A 15893-nucleotide genomic window follows, 5' to 3' on the forward strand; every position below is an offset into this window, starting at 1 on the left:
GCCATGAAACGTTTTTTTTATGCCGCCATTTTCGTCATCGGGCTGTCTTCGTCCATGGGGTTCGGCGCTTCCGACGCCCACGCGATCACGGTCGAGCGCGTCGTCAGTCCCAAGGGCGTCGTCGCCTGGTTGGTGGAGGATCACACCAATCCGATCATCGCCATGAATTTCGCCTTCAGGGGCGGGGCGGCGCTCGATCCCAAGGGCAAGGCGGGGGTGGCCAATCTGGTTTCGGGCCTGCTTGACGAGGGCGCGGGCAAACTGAAAAGTCAGGCCTTTCAACGTCGGCTCCAGGATATCTCGGCCAGCTTGCGTTTCGACGCCGGGCGCGACACCTTCGCGGGCAGTCTGAAAACGCTGACCGCGCATCGCGATCGGGCCTTCGACTTGACCCGCCTGGCGCTGAGTGCGCCCCGCTTCGATCGTTCGGCGGTGGCGCGCATCCGCGCTCAGGTCGAGGCCGGACTGCGCTACGAGTCCGAAGATCCCGACACGGTGGCGACGAAGAAATTCTTCGCCACCGTTTTTCGCGGCCATCCCTACGCCCACTCGGTCGCGGGCACGGCGAAAAGCGTGCGTGCGATCACCATCGCCGACCTGAAGGCGTTTCACGATAAGTATATGACCCGCGGCAATCTGGTGATCGGCGTTTCCGGGGATATCACGCCCGCCGAACTCGCACCGGCGTTGGATCGGATTTTCGGCGCGCTGCCCGCCCACGGGGCTCCCACCAAGCTGCCCACGGTCGGGGCGCAAGGCAAAGGTCGCGTCGTGGTGGTCAAGAAAAACGTCGCGCAAAGCGCGATCGTTTTTGGCGAACAAGGGGTGCGCCGCAGCGATCCCGATTTCTATAGCGCTTATGTGATGAACTATATTTTAGGCGGTGGCGGCTTTACATCGCGGTTGTTCTCCCAGGTTCGCGAAAAGCGCGGCCTCGCCTACTCGGTGAGCAGTGGGTTGTATCCCCTCGACCACGCCGCTCTAATCATGGGCAACGCCGGAACCGCCAGTCCCAAGGCGGGTGAAACCATCAAAGTCGTGCGCGACGTGTGGCGGCGTCTGGGGACCGATGGGGCCACCGCCGGGGAACTGAAGGACGCGAAAACCTACCTTACCGGATCGTTCGCGCTGCGCTTCACGTCCAACGACGCAGTCGCCTCGATCCTCACGGCGATGCAATTGGAACATTTGGGTATCGATTATCTAGACAAGCGCAACGGTTATATTCAAAAGGTGACGTTGGCCGATGTCAACCGGGTCGCCAAGCGCCTGCTGAAGGCGGATGCCCTGACGTTCGTCGTCGCCGGCGACCCCAAGGGGAAGATCAAGGTACGCTGACGATCGGTTGGGCTTTTTCCGGGCGCGGAATATGCTAATGTCCACGCTCGGAGCCCCAACAGAATCAAGAGCGTCACGCCCATGCACTACCGCCATACCATTCGCGACTGTTTCGCCGAGCATATCGGAGAGCGGGGGCTGAGCGCGGACGAGTACCAAGGCGCGATGACGCGCGCAAAAGACGCCCACGTTTGGCTGTCCGAGCGCTATCGGGCCCGCGATCTGGCATTGCTGCACCTGCCCGAACAGCATGGCGATCTGGACCGCTTGCGCCCCATCGCCGAAACTTTCCGCAAGCGGTTTTCCGATGTCGTCGTGCTCGGCACCGGCGGCTCGTCCTTGGGCGGACAGACCCTTTACGCCCTCGCCGACAGCGGTTTCGGCCCGACCCGGGGTGGCCCGAAGATCCACTTTATCGACAATGTCGATCCTTATACCTTCGAGAGCCTGTTCGACCTGATGGATCTGGAGCGCACCGGATTTATCGTCATTTCCAAATCGGGCGGCACCGCGGAAACGGTGGCTCAATTTATTTCCTGCCTGGATCGCTTCATGATGCAATGTGGGCGCGACCGCGCGGCGGAACATGCCCTGGTGATCACCGAGCCGGGAGGCAATCCCCTGCGTTCGCTGGCCAATCGTCTCAATTTGCCGGTTCTCGATCACGACCCCGAGATCGGCGGGCGTTTTTCCGTGCTTTCCGTGGTCGGCATATTGCCGGCGATGATCGCCGGGCTGGATCCGTTGGCGATACGCCGGGGCGCGGGCGATGTCTTGCGCCAGACCCTGGACGCTTCGGATATGAACGCCGCCGCCCCGGTCGTGGGCGCGGCGCTGAAGGTCGGGTTTATCGAAAACCGTCACGTCGCCAGTTCGGTGCTGATGCCTTATGTCGATCGGCTTTCCCATTTCGGCCTGTGGTTTCAACAATTGTGGGCGGAAAGCCTGGGCAAGGAGGGCACCGGAACGACGCCGGTGCGCGCCATGGGGACGCGCGACCAGCACAGCCAGATGCAGTTGTACCTGGATGGCCCGAAGGATAAAATGTTCACCCTGGTGACGCTGGACGTCGCCGGCGAAGGCCGCCTGATTTCCACCGCCCTGGTCAAGGAAGACGCGCTGGGCTACCTCAACCGCAGGCGGATGGGTGATTTGTTGGAGGCCGAACAGCACGCCACCGCCGTCACTCTGGCGCGCAACGGCTGCCCGACGCGCTTAATCCAATTGGCGCAATTGAACGAGACGACGCTGGGGGCGTTGTTGATGCATTTCATGTTGGAGACGATCCTGGTCGCGCACATGCTGGGGATCAACGCTTTCGACCAACCCGCGGTCGAAGAGGGCAAGCAGTTGGCGCGTCGCTTCCTGGGGGAGATGTCGTGATCGGAGATACGCCCACTGCGATCACCGGCGCGGCGGCGATCCGTCTGCTGCCGGAAAATTTAATCAACCGCATCGCCGCCGGCGAAGTGGTCGAACGTCCGGCCAGCGCGCTCAAGGAACTGGTGGAAAACAGCCTCGACGCCGGGGCGCGCCAGATCGACATGGTGTTGCGCGATGGTGGGCGCACCCTGATCGCGGTTAGCGACGACGGACGAGGAATGACGGCGGAAGAAATGAGCCTGGCGGTGGAACGTCACGCGACATCGAAGTTGAGCGACGATAGCCTAACCGATATCCACACCTTGGGGTTCAGGGGCGAGGCCCTGCCCTCGATCGGGGCGGTGGCCCGCCTGAGCATCACGTCGCGCACGGCGGCGGGGGAAACCGCCTGGGCGCTGCGCGTGGACGGCGGGCGCAAGGGCGCGGCGCGACCGGCGGCGTTGGGCCGGGGCACCCGGGTCGAGGTGCGCGATCTCTTTTTCGCCACCCCGGCGCGCCTGAAATTTCTGAAAACCGCGCGCACCGAACTGTCCCACGCCCAAGATATCGTTAATCGCTTGGCGATGGCGCATCCCGAAGTCGGGTTTTCCCTTTCCGATGGGACGCGCACGCTGATAAAACTGCCGCCGGTGGGTGATGATCCGTGGACGGGCCGGCTCGAACGCCTGGGCGCGATCATGGGGCGCGACTTCGCCACCAACGCGCTGCCTATCGACGCCCGGCGCGAGGGGCTGCGCCTGACCGGCTACGCCGGGCTGCCGACCCTCAACAGGGGCAACGCGCAGCACCAATTTCTGGTCGTCAACGGCCGCCCGGTGCGCGATAAGCTGTTGTTCGGCGCGGTACGCGGGGCGTACCGCGATTTCCTCGCCCACGACCGCTATCCTTTGTTGAGCCTATTTCTCGACCTGCCGCCCGAGATGGTCGATGTCAACGTCCATCCGGCCAAGACCGAGGTGCGTTTTCGCGACGCCGGTCTGGTCCGCGGCCTGATCGTCAGCGCCCTCAAACACGCCCTGGCCGAAGCCGGGCACCGCGCCGCGACCTCGGTGTCCGAGACCGCCCTCGGCGCGTTCCAGGCCGAAGGCGGGGGCGTGTTCGGAAATACTTTTTCGCGCGCGGGGAGCTTTTCGCCGAATACGCAAAGCCGGGAACTTTCCGAGCGCGCCGCGATCTTTCACGCCCCGTTGCCCAACCTGGATGGTGCGCCCAGCGCGCGCGCCGATGGGGCGTCGCCTAACGAGGCTATGGAAGGGGGCGCGGCGGAGGCATATCCCGGTGCGTATCCCTTGGGCGTCGCCCGCGCCCAACTGCACGAAACCTACGTCGTCGCCCAAACCAAAGACGGCATCGTTATTGTCGATCAACACGCCGCCCATGAACGCCTGGTCTATGAACGCATGAAACAGGCGCTGGCGTCGGGCGGGATCAAGCGCCAGGGCCTGCTGATTCCCGAAGTGGTGGAGTTGGGCGTGGACGACGCGGCGCGCGTGTTGGCGCGCGCCGGGGAGCTGGACGAACTGGGGTTGGGCGTCGAGCCGTTCGGCGACGGCGCGGTGGTGGTGCGCGAAACTCCCGCCTTGCTGGGCGCGGTCGATGTGCAAAAGCTGGTGCGCGATTTGGCCGACGATCTCGCCGAAACCGACGACGCCTTGGCGTTGAAGGACCGCCTCGGCGATGTCTGCGCGACGATGGCGTGCCATGGCAGCGTGCGCGCCGGACGCGGCCTGAACGCGCAGGAAATGAACGCCCTCTTGCGCGAAATGGAGGCGACCCCCCATTCCGGGCAGTGCAATCATGGCCGCCCGACCTATGTCGAACTGAAACTGGCGGATATCGAAAAATTGTTCGGCCGGCGCTGATCGGGGCCATCGCCAATCGGGGCTGGAGCCAATCGAAGTTCGGCGCAAAAAAACGCACCCATCGGATGATGGGTGCGCGGGAGGGCTGAGGGGAACGGGCGTTCGTCGTCGCGCCCATTGAAAACCGCTTATGAAAACCGCTTACGCGGGATCGACGGATTTTTTCTGCATTTTGCAGGCGAAGCCGAGCAGGAAGGTCAGCGCGCGCTGGGTTTCCGGCTTGCTCAGCATGCGCACGGTGGCCAGCATGCCGCCCTCGCTGGGCCGCGTCGCCAGTTCGTCGGCGGCTTCCTGCATCGCCTCCTTGGCGTTGTGGGCGAGGGTCGCGATTTCCTCGGTGGCGAGGTTGGTCATCATGTGTTCGACGAAGACGAACAAGCGTTCGACCATCGAATCGGTCATCGCCGCGCGCGCCCCGTGGAGCAGGGCGACAAGGTCGAAAAGCGTGGTCATCGCGCCGCTGCGATGCATTTCGCCGACCCCTTCGATAAGGGCGATCACGGCGTCCTTGGTGTCTTCGTCGTTGAGTTTATCGACCACCTCAAGGACGTTGCTTCCGGTGATGGCGAGGCGTTCGACCATGGTGTCGCTGAGCGAATCCTGGGCCGCCTGGATCAGGCGCAGCGGGCCGTCGGGGTCGTTCTGCGCTATGGCGGCGGTGGCTGTGTCGGTCATGTCATCCCCTCCTTACAACAGGCCCTTGGCGGACAACCAATAGAGCCGGTTGTAGGCCAGTTTGAACCAATGGATCATCTGCGACGGCGCGCCCGGGTTGGGCGGCGTGGCGTAGTCGAACCAGACGTAGGTCCCGCTGCTCAACCCGGTTTCGACGAAACAGAACACCTTGCCGTCGTAATCGCGCGCCATGCGCCCCTCGGTAAGCAGCGAGGTCAGGTTGTCGATAATGGTGTCGGCCTCGAAATGGGCGGTCGATCCGGCTTTCGAGATCGGAATATTGGTGGTGTCGCCGCAGATGAAGACGTTGTCCGAGCCTTCGTGCAGCAGGCTTTTCTTATCGGTGGGCACCCAACCCCCGGCGCCGAGGTTCGATTCGGTGATGACCTCGGCCCCGCTGTGGGGCGGGATGGTGACCAGCATGTCGTAGTTCAGCGTCACGCCCTCTTCCGAGGTGATGGTGTGGGCCGCGGGATCGACCTCCTTGGTGTTGAAGAAGGTTTCGTACTTGATGCCCAGGCGGTCCATTTCCGGTTTCGACCAGTGGGCGACCGGCTCCAACGCGTGCAGGCGACCGATCGGATAGGTGTAGGTCAGTTCGACCTTGTCGGCGATGCCCTTTTTCTGGAAATAATCGTGCAGCATGAAGGTGATTTCTAACGGCGCCACCGGGCACTTGTGCGGGGCGTTGACGTTGATCACGATCTTGCCGCCTTCGAACGCGCCGAGGGCCTCGCGCATCTTGCGCGCGCCGTCGAGGTCGTAAAACCAGTGCGCGCCCTCGGCCATTCCGGGGATGTTCTGCGGCATAATGCGCGACCCGGTGGCGATCACCAGATAATCATAGTCGTATATCTTGCCCGAACGGGTGGCGACTTGGCGTTTTTCGACGTCGATGTGTTTCGCCGGGTCGATGTGATAAGGCACCCGCCGGTCGAGGACTTTGCGTTGCTCGCGGAACAATTCCTTTTCGCGAATTTTGCCGAAGGGAATATAGAGCAGACCCGGCTGGTACATGTGTTGGTCGGACGTGCCGAGCATGGCGATCGACACCGCGCCGCTTTTCAGTTCCGCGCCCAACTGGCGACATAGCCCGTTGGCGATGATCGTGCCGGCGAGCCCGCCGCCGACAATCAGAATTTTCTTTGACATTGCTGGTCTCCCTATTTGCGGTGTTTTTGCTGTTTTTTCCGTGTGTAAGCGTGCGGAGTCCCCCCGGATTCCGTCCGGCGCGGCGAATTTATTTCGCCTTGCGCACGACGACGCTCCAGGCGTCGTCGTCCCGTTGCGTCACGCCGACCATCTCGTGGCCGACCTTGGCGACCCATTCGGGGACGTCGTTGGCGGTGCCCTTGTCGGTCGATAAAATTTCGATTTCATCGCCGATGTTCACCAGTTTCAGGGCGGCGATCAATTCCATCAGGGGACCGGGGCAGAAGGCCCCGCGGGCGTCTATGGTCGTGCGTTCGCTCATGGTGTCGTCTTCTCCGTTGGCGGTGATTGGTGGGTTCACAGGGTCATCAGTTGCCCGGTTTCGGCGTCGGAAAGAAACTTGGTTAGGCCCATCTGGCCATCGAACAGGCCGTCTGTCAGGGCGTCGTCGTCCCAGCCCAGGACATCCATCACCATCGAGCAGGCGTGCATGCCGATCTCGCCGAGCATTTTCCCTTGGCCGAACAGGTCGATCGGGTCGGGCACTTGTTTTTTGCCCAGGGTTTGTGAAAACGGGGCCTGTTCGGCGTAACGCGCAGCGCCTTTGCGGTCTTTGGCGAAAACTTCGATCGCCCCCATCGAGACGAAAACATGGACCGGGCGTTCCGACACGGCGGCGATGGAGGCCACCATCGCGGCCATTTGAACGCGTTCGCGTTCGGCGGAACAGAGCAAGATGTAAAGTGGCAAAGTCGCCATGAATATCCCCTTATCGTAGATTGGACTATTCATTGTCTAGCCGAAGATCGGGACAATTTCCACATAAAAAAATTGTAAAATTGTCCCGTTTTGACCTGTGATAGACGCAATTATGGCGTCTACATTAGGGAAAAATTATATGCAAAAATAATGCTTTAACAAAAGAGCCGCGGATAATTAACGCCCATTCCACTGTAGAAAGAGAACGCGGGCGGCGCCCCAGGTCTTGTCCTTGAGCAGGGTGAAGCCCTGCGGTGGGGGGAACTCTTCCTGGGCGGCGACCTCGACGACGCACAGCGCCCCGGGGGCGAGCCAGCCGTGGGTCTGGAGTTTTTGCACCGCAAGCGGGGCCAGATTAGCGCCGTAGGGCGGGTCGAGAAAAGCGATGGCGCACGGCGCGGCGGCCTTGCGCGGCGGGGCGAAAATCCGCCGGGCGTCCATGCTTAGGGTCAAACTGCGCGCCGTCTCGCCCAGGGTGGCGACGTTGCCGGCGATGATGCGCGCCGCCTGGCGGTCGTGTTCGATGAAGGTGGCGAAGCGCGCGCCGCGCGATAGCGCCTCCAGGCCCAGAGCCCCGGTGCCGGCGAAGACATCGACCACGGCGGCCTCTTGGATCGGCGCGGGCAAGCCCAAACCGTGCGCGATGACATTGAAGATCGCCTCGCGGGCGCGATCGGCGGTCGGCCGCGTGCCGGAGCCCTTGGGCGGGGCAATCGCCCGGCCCTTGTGGACGCCGCCGACAATCCTCATGACGACCGGGAGCCGCGGGGTTTTGTCTTGGCGGCAGTCTTTGGCCCAGGCCTGGGTCCGGCCTTTGATCCGAGTTTTGTTCCGGGTTTGGTCCCGGGTTTGGTCCCGGGTTTGGTCCCGGGTTTGGTCCCGGGTTTGGTCATGGTCTTACCGTCGGGGGTGGTCTTGCGCGCCGTGGGGCGGTCCGCGCCCAGTGCGCTTTTAGCGGCTTCCCGGCGTTGGGGCTTGGCGGCGGTCTTCGTTCCGGCGGCGCCTTGGCGCGCCGCCGAAGAGGCCGGCGCGGCGTCATCCTTGGCGGGGGGCTTCAATTTAAGTTTATAGCGCGGTCCGCTCTTGGCTTTCGGTTTTGCCCATCCGGTGCGCCCGGCTTTGTCTTTCGCGGCGCTGTCGGGGCGCATCGCGCCGCCCAGGGCGTCGTGCAATTGACGCCGGGGCACTTCCTCGAACGCACCGCGCGCGATCCGGCCCAGGTGAAACGGACCGAAGGATATCCTGAGCAGGCGGTTGACCTGTAGGCCGATGTGCTCCATCACCTTGCGAATTTCGCGGTTCTTGCCCTCGCTCAGCGATACCGTCAGCCAGGCGTTGCGCCCGGTCTGGGTGTCGATGGTGACCTGGATCGGTCCATAGGTGACGCCCTCGACGGTGACGCCGCCACCGAGGGCGGCGATTTTTTCGGGATTGGGCGTGCCCAGGACGCGGACCCGGTAGCGCCGTACCCAGCCGCGCGAGGGTAGCTCCAACGAACGGGCCAGCGCGCCGTCGTTGGTGAGCAGCAAAAGCCCTTCGGAATTGAGGTCGAGCCGCCCCACGGAGACCACCCGGGGCAGGCGTTTCTTCAGTTTGTCGAAGACGGTGGGCCGATCCTGTTCGTCCTTGTGGCTGGTCACCAGTCCGGTCGGTTTGTGGTAGAGCCACAATCGCGTGACGTCGGCCTCGGGCAGGGGCTTGCCGTCAACCAGGATGGCGCTGGAAGGCAGGACCCTGACGGCGGGAGTGTCGAGGACACGGCCATCGACGCTGACCCGGCCCTCGGCGATCATTTTTTCGCCGTCACGGCGCGAACAGACGCCGGCGCGCGCCAGCACCTTGGCGATCCGCTCGCCTTCGGGCTTCGCCGTGACACCGGATGGGGGCGTATCGTCCGGCGTGGCGGCGGCGGGCTTCGCGGGGGGGCGTGAGGCGGTCATGGTTTTTCCAAATGTGGGGGCCGAGCCTTGGTATCGGCGTAATTGCCGGCGGCGTCAACAAAAGCCGCGATCAGGCGGCTGTCGGCGGGGGTGATTTCGAATTCCGGGTGCCACTGCACGCCGATGCAGAAGGTTTGCCCGACCGCCTCGACGCCTTCGATCACGCCGTCGGGGGCGCGGGCGTTGACGCGCAGCGCCTTGGGTTCGCCGCTCTTGTCATTGAAGAGGGCGGCTTGATGGTGGGCGCTGTTGACGCCGATCGTTCCCGCGCCGATGATCTGCGCCAACCGGGTGCCGGGGACGATGTCCACGTTATGGCCGACTTGGTCGCGGGGATTGGGTTGCTCGTGGGCCAGCGCGCCGGGAATTTCGTCGGGAATGTGCTGAACCAACGCCCCGCCGAGGGCGACGTGGAGCAGTTGTTGTCCGCCGCAGATCGCAAGCACGGGCATGTCGCGCGCCAACGCTCCTCTCAGCATCGCCAATTCGAAACCGGTGCGGGCGTCCTTGGTGGTGACTTTGTGGTGGCGATGATCCGCGCCGTACATGGCGGGGTCAATGTCGAAATCGCCGCCGGTGACGAGCAGGGCGTCAATCCGTTCGAGGTAGGCGTCGGCAAGCGCGCTCCGGTGGGGCAGCGCCACCGGGACGCCACCCGCCGCCGCGATCGCCCCGGCGTAATTTTGGCGCAGGGCGTACCAGGGAAATTTCGAATATCCGCCCGCGTTTTCGCTGTCCAGGGTGATGGCGATCAGGGGAGGTCCGGGTGGGATAAGGGATGTTTTCATGACCGTGATTTTAGGGCCGCGCGCGCCAATGGGCAACCGCGGCGTCGGGGCTTGACCACTGGGGCGCCAAAGGCCACTGTTGGGGATGATGTCTTCGCGAAATTGCTGGATGGATCGTGCCTTCGACGCCGCCGCGAAGGCCGGCGCGCGCGGTGAAGTTCCCGTCGGCGCGGTCCTGGTCGATTATCGAAACGACCGGTTGTTGTCGGCATGCGCCAACCGCACCGAGGAACTGTCCGACCCCACCGCCCATGCCGAAATTCTGGCGATCCGCCGGGGTGGCGCGCTTATCGGCAGTCCGCGCCTGCCCCAGTGCGACCTGTATGTCACATTGGAGCCGTGTCCGATGTGCGCGGCGGCGATTTCCTTGGCGCGGATCCGACGGGTCTATTTCGCCGCCTATGATCCCAAGGGGGGCGGTGTCGATCACGGCGCACGGATATTCGACCAGGCGACCTGCCACCATCGACCCGAGGTCTATGGCGGCATCGACGAGCGGCGCGGCGGCGATCTTTTGCGCCGGTTTTTTCAGGCGCGCCGCTGAGGAAGAGTTCCCGGCAGGCGGGTTCTCCTTGTCCGGGGTCGCGCCATCGCTTAAAAGAAACACCGACCCATACGAACATTGACCCAATCAACGGGGGCCTCATGGCGGACATGACCAATAAGCTCGAACTGATCCAAGACGTTATCGATAAGGCGCGGGCGCGCGGCGCCGATGCGGCGGATGCGATTTTCGCCGAAGGCGTGTCGCTTTCCCTCGCCCGACGTCTGGGCGCGCTGGAAAATCTCAGCCGCGCCGAGGGCTCGGACATGGGGCTTCGGGTTTTCGTCGGTAAAAGCCAGGCCATTGTTTCGACCTCGGACACCGCGCCCAGGGCCCTGGACGCGTTGGTCGAGCGCGCCGTCGCGATGGCCCGCTCCGCCCCCGCCGATCCCTTCGGCGGGATCGCCGACCCGGCCCAGTTGGCGACGAATTTCCCCGATTTCGACATGTGCGACGCCATCGAACCGGACAGCGATTTGTTGTTGCGCTGGACGGGCGAGGCCGAGGACGCCGCGCGCGCTGTCAAGGGGGTGAGCAATTCCGAAGGCGCCGAGGCGGGATGGGGCAAAAGCGCGATCGCCGTCGCCGCCTCCAACGGCTTCGCGCGGGCCTACGAACGTTCGTCGTTCAGCCTCAGCGTCTCGGTGCTCGCCGGTGAGGGCACCGCCATGGAGCGCGACTACGATTACACCACCGCGGTGCATGCCGAGGACCTGAAATCTCCGACGGAAATCGGCCGCGGCGCGGGCGAGAAAGCGGTCAGGCGACTGAACCCGCGCAAGGTTAAGTCGGGAACCTTCCCGGTGATTTTCGATCCTCGGGTGTCGCGCACGATCCTGGGTCATTTCTCGGGGGCGATCAACGGCGCCGCCGTGGCGCGCGGAACATCCTTTTTGAAGGATAAAATGGATGCGCCCGTGTTTGCCAAAGGCGTTCAAATTATTGACGATCCGCACCGCAGACGGGGCCTGCGTTCGGCGGCGTTCGACGACGAGGGGGTCGCCACATCCCGGCGCGCGCTGATCGACGACGGCCGTCTGACGAGTTGGTTGTTGGATCTGCGCTCGGCCCGTCAGTTGGGGTTGGCCTCGACCGGGCATGCTTCGCGCGGTGTGTCCTCGCCGCCGTCGCCGTCATCGCACAACCTGTACATGGCGGCCGGTTCGCAAAGCCCCGCCGAACTGATCGGCGAGATCACAAGCGGGCTTTACGTCACCGAACTGATCGGGTTCGGGGTCAACGCCATCACCGGCGATTATTCGCGGGGCGCGGGCGGGTTCTGGATCGAAAACGGCGTCATCGCCTATCCGGTCGGCGAGATCACCATCGCCGGAAACCTGAAAGACATGTTCATGCAGGCGACGCCCGCCGACGATTTGGAGTTTCGTTACGGCAGCGATTGCCCGACGCTCAGGATCGACGCCATGACCGTCGCCGGGATGTAACGCGCGCTTTTCGAAGAAAGGTGCGGCGAGGGATAAAGCGTGAAAATTGGACGCCGTTTGATAAAGGCCATCGGCTCCCGCGAGACGGTTCGCGGCGTTCTGTGCTGGCTGGGCGCGCAATATATCCGTTTTGTCTGCGCCACCACCCGTTGGCGGCGCTTGGGCGATGACGTCGCGCAATCCTTTTGGGACGACGGCGCGCCCTTCATCGTCGCGTTTTGGCATCAGCGCATTTTATTGATGCACCATATCTGGCGGTCGCCCAAACCGATATCCATGCTGATTTCGCGCCATCGCGACGGACGGATCATCGCCCGCACGGTGGCCCATCTCGGGGTCGGCGCGATCGCGGGTTCCTCGGGCAAGGGCGGCGCGGGCGCTTTGCGCGAAATGGTGCGCACCTTGAAGCGCGGTGCGTATATCGGCATTACGCCGGACGGCCCGCGCGGTCCACGGATGCGCGCGGCGATGGGAATTATCGATGCCGCACGCTTGTCGGGCGCGCCGATCCTGCCCGCCGCCTACGCGGTGCGCCGGCGTAAAGTGGTGGCTTCGTGGGATCGCTTTATCATCGCTTTGCCGTTTACCCGAGGGGTGTTTATGTGGGGCGATCCGATCGTCGTGCCCGCGGACGCGGACCGGGACCGGCGTGAACGACTGCGTTTAAAGTTGGAAGAAAGCCTGAACGCGTTAACCGCCGAGGCCGATCGCCTATGTGGTCATGCCCCCATTCTTCCAGCCCCTATTCTTCCAGAGGATGATCCGCGCAACGAGGAGGGACGGTCATGATCCTCGGGCTTTATCGCGCCGCGATGAGGATGGGCGCGCCCCTGCTGCGGGTCTATCTAAGGCGCCGTCTGGCGCGCGGCAAGGAAGATCCGGCGCGTTTCGCCGAACGCCTGGGGATCGCCGGGCGGCCCCGCCCTGAAGGCCGCTTGGTTTGGGTTCACGGGGCCAGCGTCGGCGAGGCGGTGTCGGCGTTGCCCTTGGTCGCACGCATCTTGAACGCCCCCGGCGGCGGGCAAGTTTTGATGACCACCGGCACCGTGACCTCGGCCAAGGTCATGGCCGAACGCTTGCCCGAAGGGGCATTTCATCAGTACCTGCCGGTCGATCATCCCGATTATGTGCATCGCTTCGTCGATCATTGGCGACCCGATCTGGCGATCTGGGTGGAATCGGAATTTTGGCCCAACCTGTTGGGCGAAACGGCGCGCCGCGCAATCCCTCAGGTGTTGATCAATGGGCGCGTTTCGGCGCGTTCGTACCGGCGTTGGAACGTTTTTTTGGCGCGCCGCGGGATCGGGCGTCTTCTGGGGGCTTTCTCCCTATGCCTGGGGCAAAGCGTGGGGGACGCCGAACGTCTCGCCGCCCTGGGGGCGCAGGACAGCCGCTGCGTCGGCAATCTGAAATACGCCGCCCCGCCCCTGCCGGTGAGCGCCGCGGACTACGACGATCTCGCCGCGCGTCTGGCGGGACGACCGTTATGGTTAGGCGCGAGCACCCATCCCGGCGAGGAGGCCGCCTTGGCGCGCATCCACGCGGTGCTTAAGGACCGCCACCCCAAGTTATTAACCGTGATCGCCCCGCGTCATCCCGAACGAGGCGATCAAATCGCCCGCGACCTTCGCGCGATGGGGCTTCGCGTCGCCCGGCGCAGTCAAGGGGATGCCGTGACCGCCGCGTGCGATATATATCTCGCCGACACGATCGGGGAGTTGGGCCTGTTCTATCGTCTTGCGCCGATCGCATTCATCGGCAAATCTCTGATGGCGCGAGGTGGGCAAAATCCGATCGAAGCGGCGCGGTTCGGCTGCGCGATCGTGTTTGGCCCGGCGATGGAGAATTTCGCCGATATCGCCGCCGATCTCCTCGCCCGAGGCGCGGCGCGGCGCATTAGGGACGCGGCGGATCTGGAGCGCGCGCTCGACGTTCTGTTCGCGGACGTTCGGGCGCGGTGTGCGATGGGGGATGCCGCACAGACCATCGCGAAGGAACACGAACAGGTTCTCGACCGGGTCTTCGAAGCCCTAACGCCGTTCTTAGAGGTAAAGGGAAGCGGCTCATGATACGCGCCCCGAAATTTTGGCAAGCCGGGCGGGGCGGGCTTGCCAGTGCGGCGCTGCTGCCGGTGGCGGGGGTGTACGCCCTTGCGGGGCGATTGCGCGCCGTGTTCACCGCTTCGCGTAAAATTCCTGTCCCGGTTTTGTGTATTGGTAATTTGGTCGCCGGCGGGGCGGGCAAGACGCCGGTGGCGATCGATATCGCCGAACGGCTGCGCGCCCGAGGGATCGCCGTGCATTTTCTCAGCCGGGGATATGGCGGCGCGCATTTGGGATGCGTGCGCGTCGATCCGGCGCGCCATGGGGCGCGCGACGTCGGTGACGAACCGCTGTTGTTGGCCCGCCATGCCCCGACGTGGGTTTCGCCCGACCGGGTGCGCGGAGCGCGACGGGCGGTCGAGGCGGGGGCCGAGTTGATCGTGATGGACGACGGGTTTCAGAACCCGTCCCTGTATAAGGATGCCGCCTTGGTGGTGATCGACGGTGGGTTCGGTTTCGGTAACGGGCGGGTGATCCCCGCCGGGCCCCTGCGCGAACCGATCGAGGACGGCATGGCCCGCGCCCGCGCCGCCGTTCTGATCGGGGTCGATACCACCGGCTCCGAGCGCGTGTTGGATGCGCTCGATGGCGCGCCGCCGGTGCTGCGGGCGCGGATCGCGCCGTCGCCGGGCGGTGAGGACCTCCGCGGCAAGGCCGTTTTCGCCTTCGCCGGAATCGCCCGCCCGGCTAAATTCTATGCCACGGTGCGCGATGTCGGCGCGATTCTCCAGGGGGGACGGGACTTTCCAGATCATCATGTTTATGGCGAAAATGATCTTGAGGCGTTATCGCGGGCGGCGCGGGCGAAGAGCGCGATCTTGGTGACCACGGCCAAGGACGCGGTGCGCCTCCCTCGGCATTGGCGCGACAGAGTCCGGGTTCTCGATATACACTTGATCTGGGAAGCCCCCGCGGCCTTGGAGCGGTTTCTGGATGATGTGCTCGACGAAATGCGGTGTGCGCGGTGATGAAAATTGATCCAAACGAGCGACAAAGGCAGCGCCTCGGCTATGAGCGTGCGGCGACGCTCGGCGACCGGGTCGAGGCCTTTTTCGCTCATATTTTTTTCGCCGTCGTCGGTCTTTTACCCTTCTCCACGGCCTCGGCCATCGGCGGCTTTCTTGGCCGTCGGATTGGCCCGCGCGTCGGCGTCACCCGCCATGCCCGGCATAATCTGGCGCGGGCGTTTCCAGAAAAATCCGAAGCGCAAATCAACGCCCTGATTCGCGAAATGTGGGACAATCTCGGGCGGACCATTTTCGAATACCCGCGCCTTTCCCGCCTCGACGTCACCGCCGAAAACGGCCCGGTCGAAATCGTCGGCATCGAAAATCTCCGCGCCCTCGCCGCCCGTAAGGGGCCGGGCCTGATCGTCACCGCGCACCAGGCGAACTGGGAATTGGGTCCGCTGGTGGCGTCCGGCCACGGGATCACCGTGCATAGCATTTATCGCCCGCCGAGCAATCCGCTGATGCTGGATTTTTATCTGTCCCGGCAGGTCGGCGCGGGCAGCTTGATCCCCAAGGGCGCGAAGGGTGCGCGCTGGGCTTTGGAAAAGTTGAAGCGGGGTGAAATCGTGGCGATCGTCGCCGACCAGAAAATGAACGACGGCATCGCCGTGCCCTTTTTCGGGCGCGACGCGATGACCGCCCCGGCATTGGCGCAGTTCGCCCTTAAGTTCGACTGCCCGATCGTCCCGGTGCAGATTGTGCGCACCGGCGGGCCGCGCTTTCGCGCCATTTTGCACCCGCCGATCACACTACGGCGCAGCGCCGATCGGCGCGCCGACGTCCTGGCGGGGATGACCCGCATCAACGCCATCATCGAGGGTTGGGTGCGTGAGCACCCGGCGCAATGGTTATGGGTGCACAAGCGCTGGGGTGATTGACGGGGGTCAAGGTATGC

The 15893-nt window shown here is 64.1% G+C and carries 16 protein-coding genes; 9 read left to right on the forward strand and 7 right to left on the reverse strand.

Going from position 1 to position 15893, the window contains the following annotated elements; genetic code table 11:
* Positions 1–3: 3 nt before the first annotated feature.
* The 3 genes from P3M64_RS10725 (at position 4) to mutL (ending at position 4583) form a co-directional block, all read left to right on the forward strand.
* On the forward strand, positions 4–1338 hold the full coding sequence (locus P3M64_RS10725) for a M16 family metallopeptidase (protein ID WP_132939926.1): 1335 nt from the start codon (positions 4–6) through the stop codon (positions 1336–1338).
* An 81-nt stretch (positions 1339–1419) separates the two neighbouring features.
* Positions 1420–2721 (forward strand): glucose-6-phosphate isomerase, encoded by a 1302-nt coding sequence (locus P3M64_RS10730; RefSeq protein ID WP_132939927.1) that lies wholly within the window; start codon positions 1420–1422, stop codon positions 2719–2721.
* Positions 2718–4583 carry a DNA mismatch repair endonuclease MutL gene (mutL, locus tag P3M64_RS10735; RefSeq protein WP_243644849.1) on the forward strand — a complete coding sequence of 622 codons (1866 nt, stop codon included), beginning with the start codon at positions 2718–2720 and terminating at the stop codon, positions 4581–4583. Before P3M64_RS10730 ends, mutL begins: the two co-directional genes overlap by 4 nt.
* A 141-nt stretch (positions 4584–4724) precedes the next feature.
* Here mutL and P3M64_RS10740 read toward each other — a convergent pair whose 3' ends face one another.
* From P3M64_RS10740 to P3M64_RS10770, 7 genes are all read right to left on the reverse strand, one after another.
* Entirely contained in the window at positions 4725–5258 is a 534-nt protein-coding gene (locus tag P3M64_RS10740) for a DUF1641 domain-containing protein (RefSeq protein ID WP_132939928.1), read from the reverse strand.
* A 12-nt stretch (positions 5259–5270) separates the two neighbouring features.
* Positions 5271–6410 (reverse strand): NAD(P)/FAD-dependent oxidoreductase, encoded by a 1140-nt coding sequence (locus tag P3M64_RS10745; protein WP_132939929.1) that lies wholly within the window; start codon positions 6408–6410, stop codon positions 5271–5273.
* 88 nt (positions 6411–6498) lie between these two features.
* Positions 6499–6732: a sulfurtransferase TusA family protein gene (locus P3M64_RS10750; RefSeq protein WP_132939930.1), complete on the reverse strand. Its 234-nt coding sequence runs from the start codon at positions 6730–6732 to the stop codon at positions 6499–6501.
* 35 nt (positions 6733–6767) lie between these two features.
* Positions 6768–7169, reverse strand: a complete 402-nt coding sequence (locus P3M64_RS10755; protein ID WP_132939931.1) for a DsrE/DsrF/DrsH-like family protein — start codon at positions 7167–7169, stop codon at positions 6768–6770.
* A 177-nt stretch (positions 7170–7346) separates the two neighbouring features.
* Positions 7347–7919: a 16S rRNA (guanine(966)-N(2))-methyltransferase RsmD gene (rsmD, locus tag P3M64_RS10760; protein ID WP_132939932.1), complete on the reverse strand. Its 573-nt coding sequence runs from the start codon at positions 7917–7919 to the stop codon at positions 7347–7349.
* Positions 7916–9109: a pseudouridine synthase gene (locus P3M64_RS10765; protein ID WP_132939933.1), complete on the reverse strand. Its 1194-nt coding sequence runs from the start codon at positions 9107–9109 to the stop codon at positions 7916–7918. The genes rsmD and P3M64_RS10765 overlap by 4 nt, the downstream gene beginning before the upstream one ends.
* Positions 9106–9897, reverse strand: a complete 792-nt coding sequence (locus P3M64_RS10770) for a gamma-glutamyl-gamma-aminobutyrate hydrolase family protein (protein WP_132939934.1) — start codon at positions 9895–9897, stop codon at positions 9106–9108. Before P3M64_RS10770 ends, P3M64_RS10765 begins: the two co-directional genes overlap by 4 nt.
* A 109-nt stretch (positions 9898–10006) precedes the next feature.
* Here P3M64_RS10770 and P3M64_RS10775 point away from each other — a divergent pair, with 109 nt between their 5' ends.
* The 6 genes from P3M64_RS10775 (at position 10007) to P3M64_RS10800 (ending at position 15876) form a co-directional block, all read left to right on the forward strand.
* Complete coding sequence (locus P3M64_RS10775; protein ID WP_132939935.1) at positions 10007–10441, forward strand: nucleoside deaminase; 435 nt, start codon at positions 10007–10009, stop codon at positions 10439–10441.
* Positions 10442–10542: 101 nt separating this feature from the next.
* Entirely contained in the window at positions 10543–11886 is a 1344-nt protein-coding gene (locus P3M64_RS10780; RefSeq protein WP_132939936.1) for a TldD/PmbA family protein, read from the forward strand.
* A gap of 39 nt (positions 11887–11925) precedes the next feature.
* Entirely contained in the window at positions 11926–12675 is a 750-nt protein-coding gene (locus tag P3M64_RS10785; protein ID WP_243644852.1) for a lysophospholipid acyltransferase family protein, read from the forward strand.
* Positions 12672–13955 (forward strand): 3-deoxy-D-manno-octulosonic acid transferase, encoded by a 1284-nt coding sequence (locus P3M64_RS10790; protein ID WP_132939937.1) that lies wholly within the window; start codon positions 12672–12674, stop codon positions 13953–13955. Before P3M64_RS10785 ends, P3M64_RS10790 begins: the two co-directional genes overlap by 4 nt.
* A complete protein-coding gene (lpxK, locus tag P3M64_RS10795) occupies positions 13955–14956 on the forward strand; it encodes a tetraacyldisaccharide 4'-kinase (RefSeq protein ID WP_132939997.1) in 1002 nt (333 codons plus the stop codon). The genes P3M64_RS10790 and lpxK overlap by 1 nt, the downstream gene beginning before the upstream one ends.
* Positions 14956–15876, forward strand: a complete 921-nt coding sequence (locus tag P3M64_RS10800) for a lysophospholipid acyltransferase family protein (RefSeq protein WP_132939938.1) — start codon at positions 14956–14958, stop codon at positions 15874–15876. The genes lpxK and P3M64_RS10800 overlap by 1 nt, the downstream gene beginning before the upstream one ends.
* Positions 15877–15893 lie beyond the last annotated feature (17 nt).

This window comes from Varunaivibrio sulfuroxidans (genome assembly GCF_029318635.1).
Lineage (GTDB): Bacteria > Pseudomonadota > Alphaproteobacteria > Rhodospirillales > Magnetovibrionaceae > Varunaivibrio > Varunaivibrio sulfuroxidans.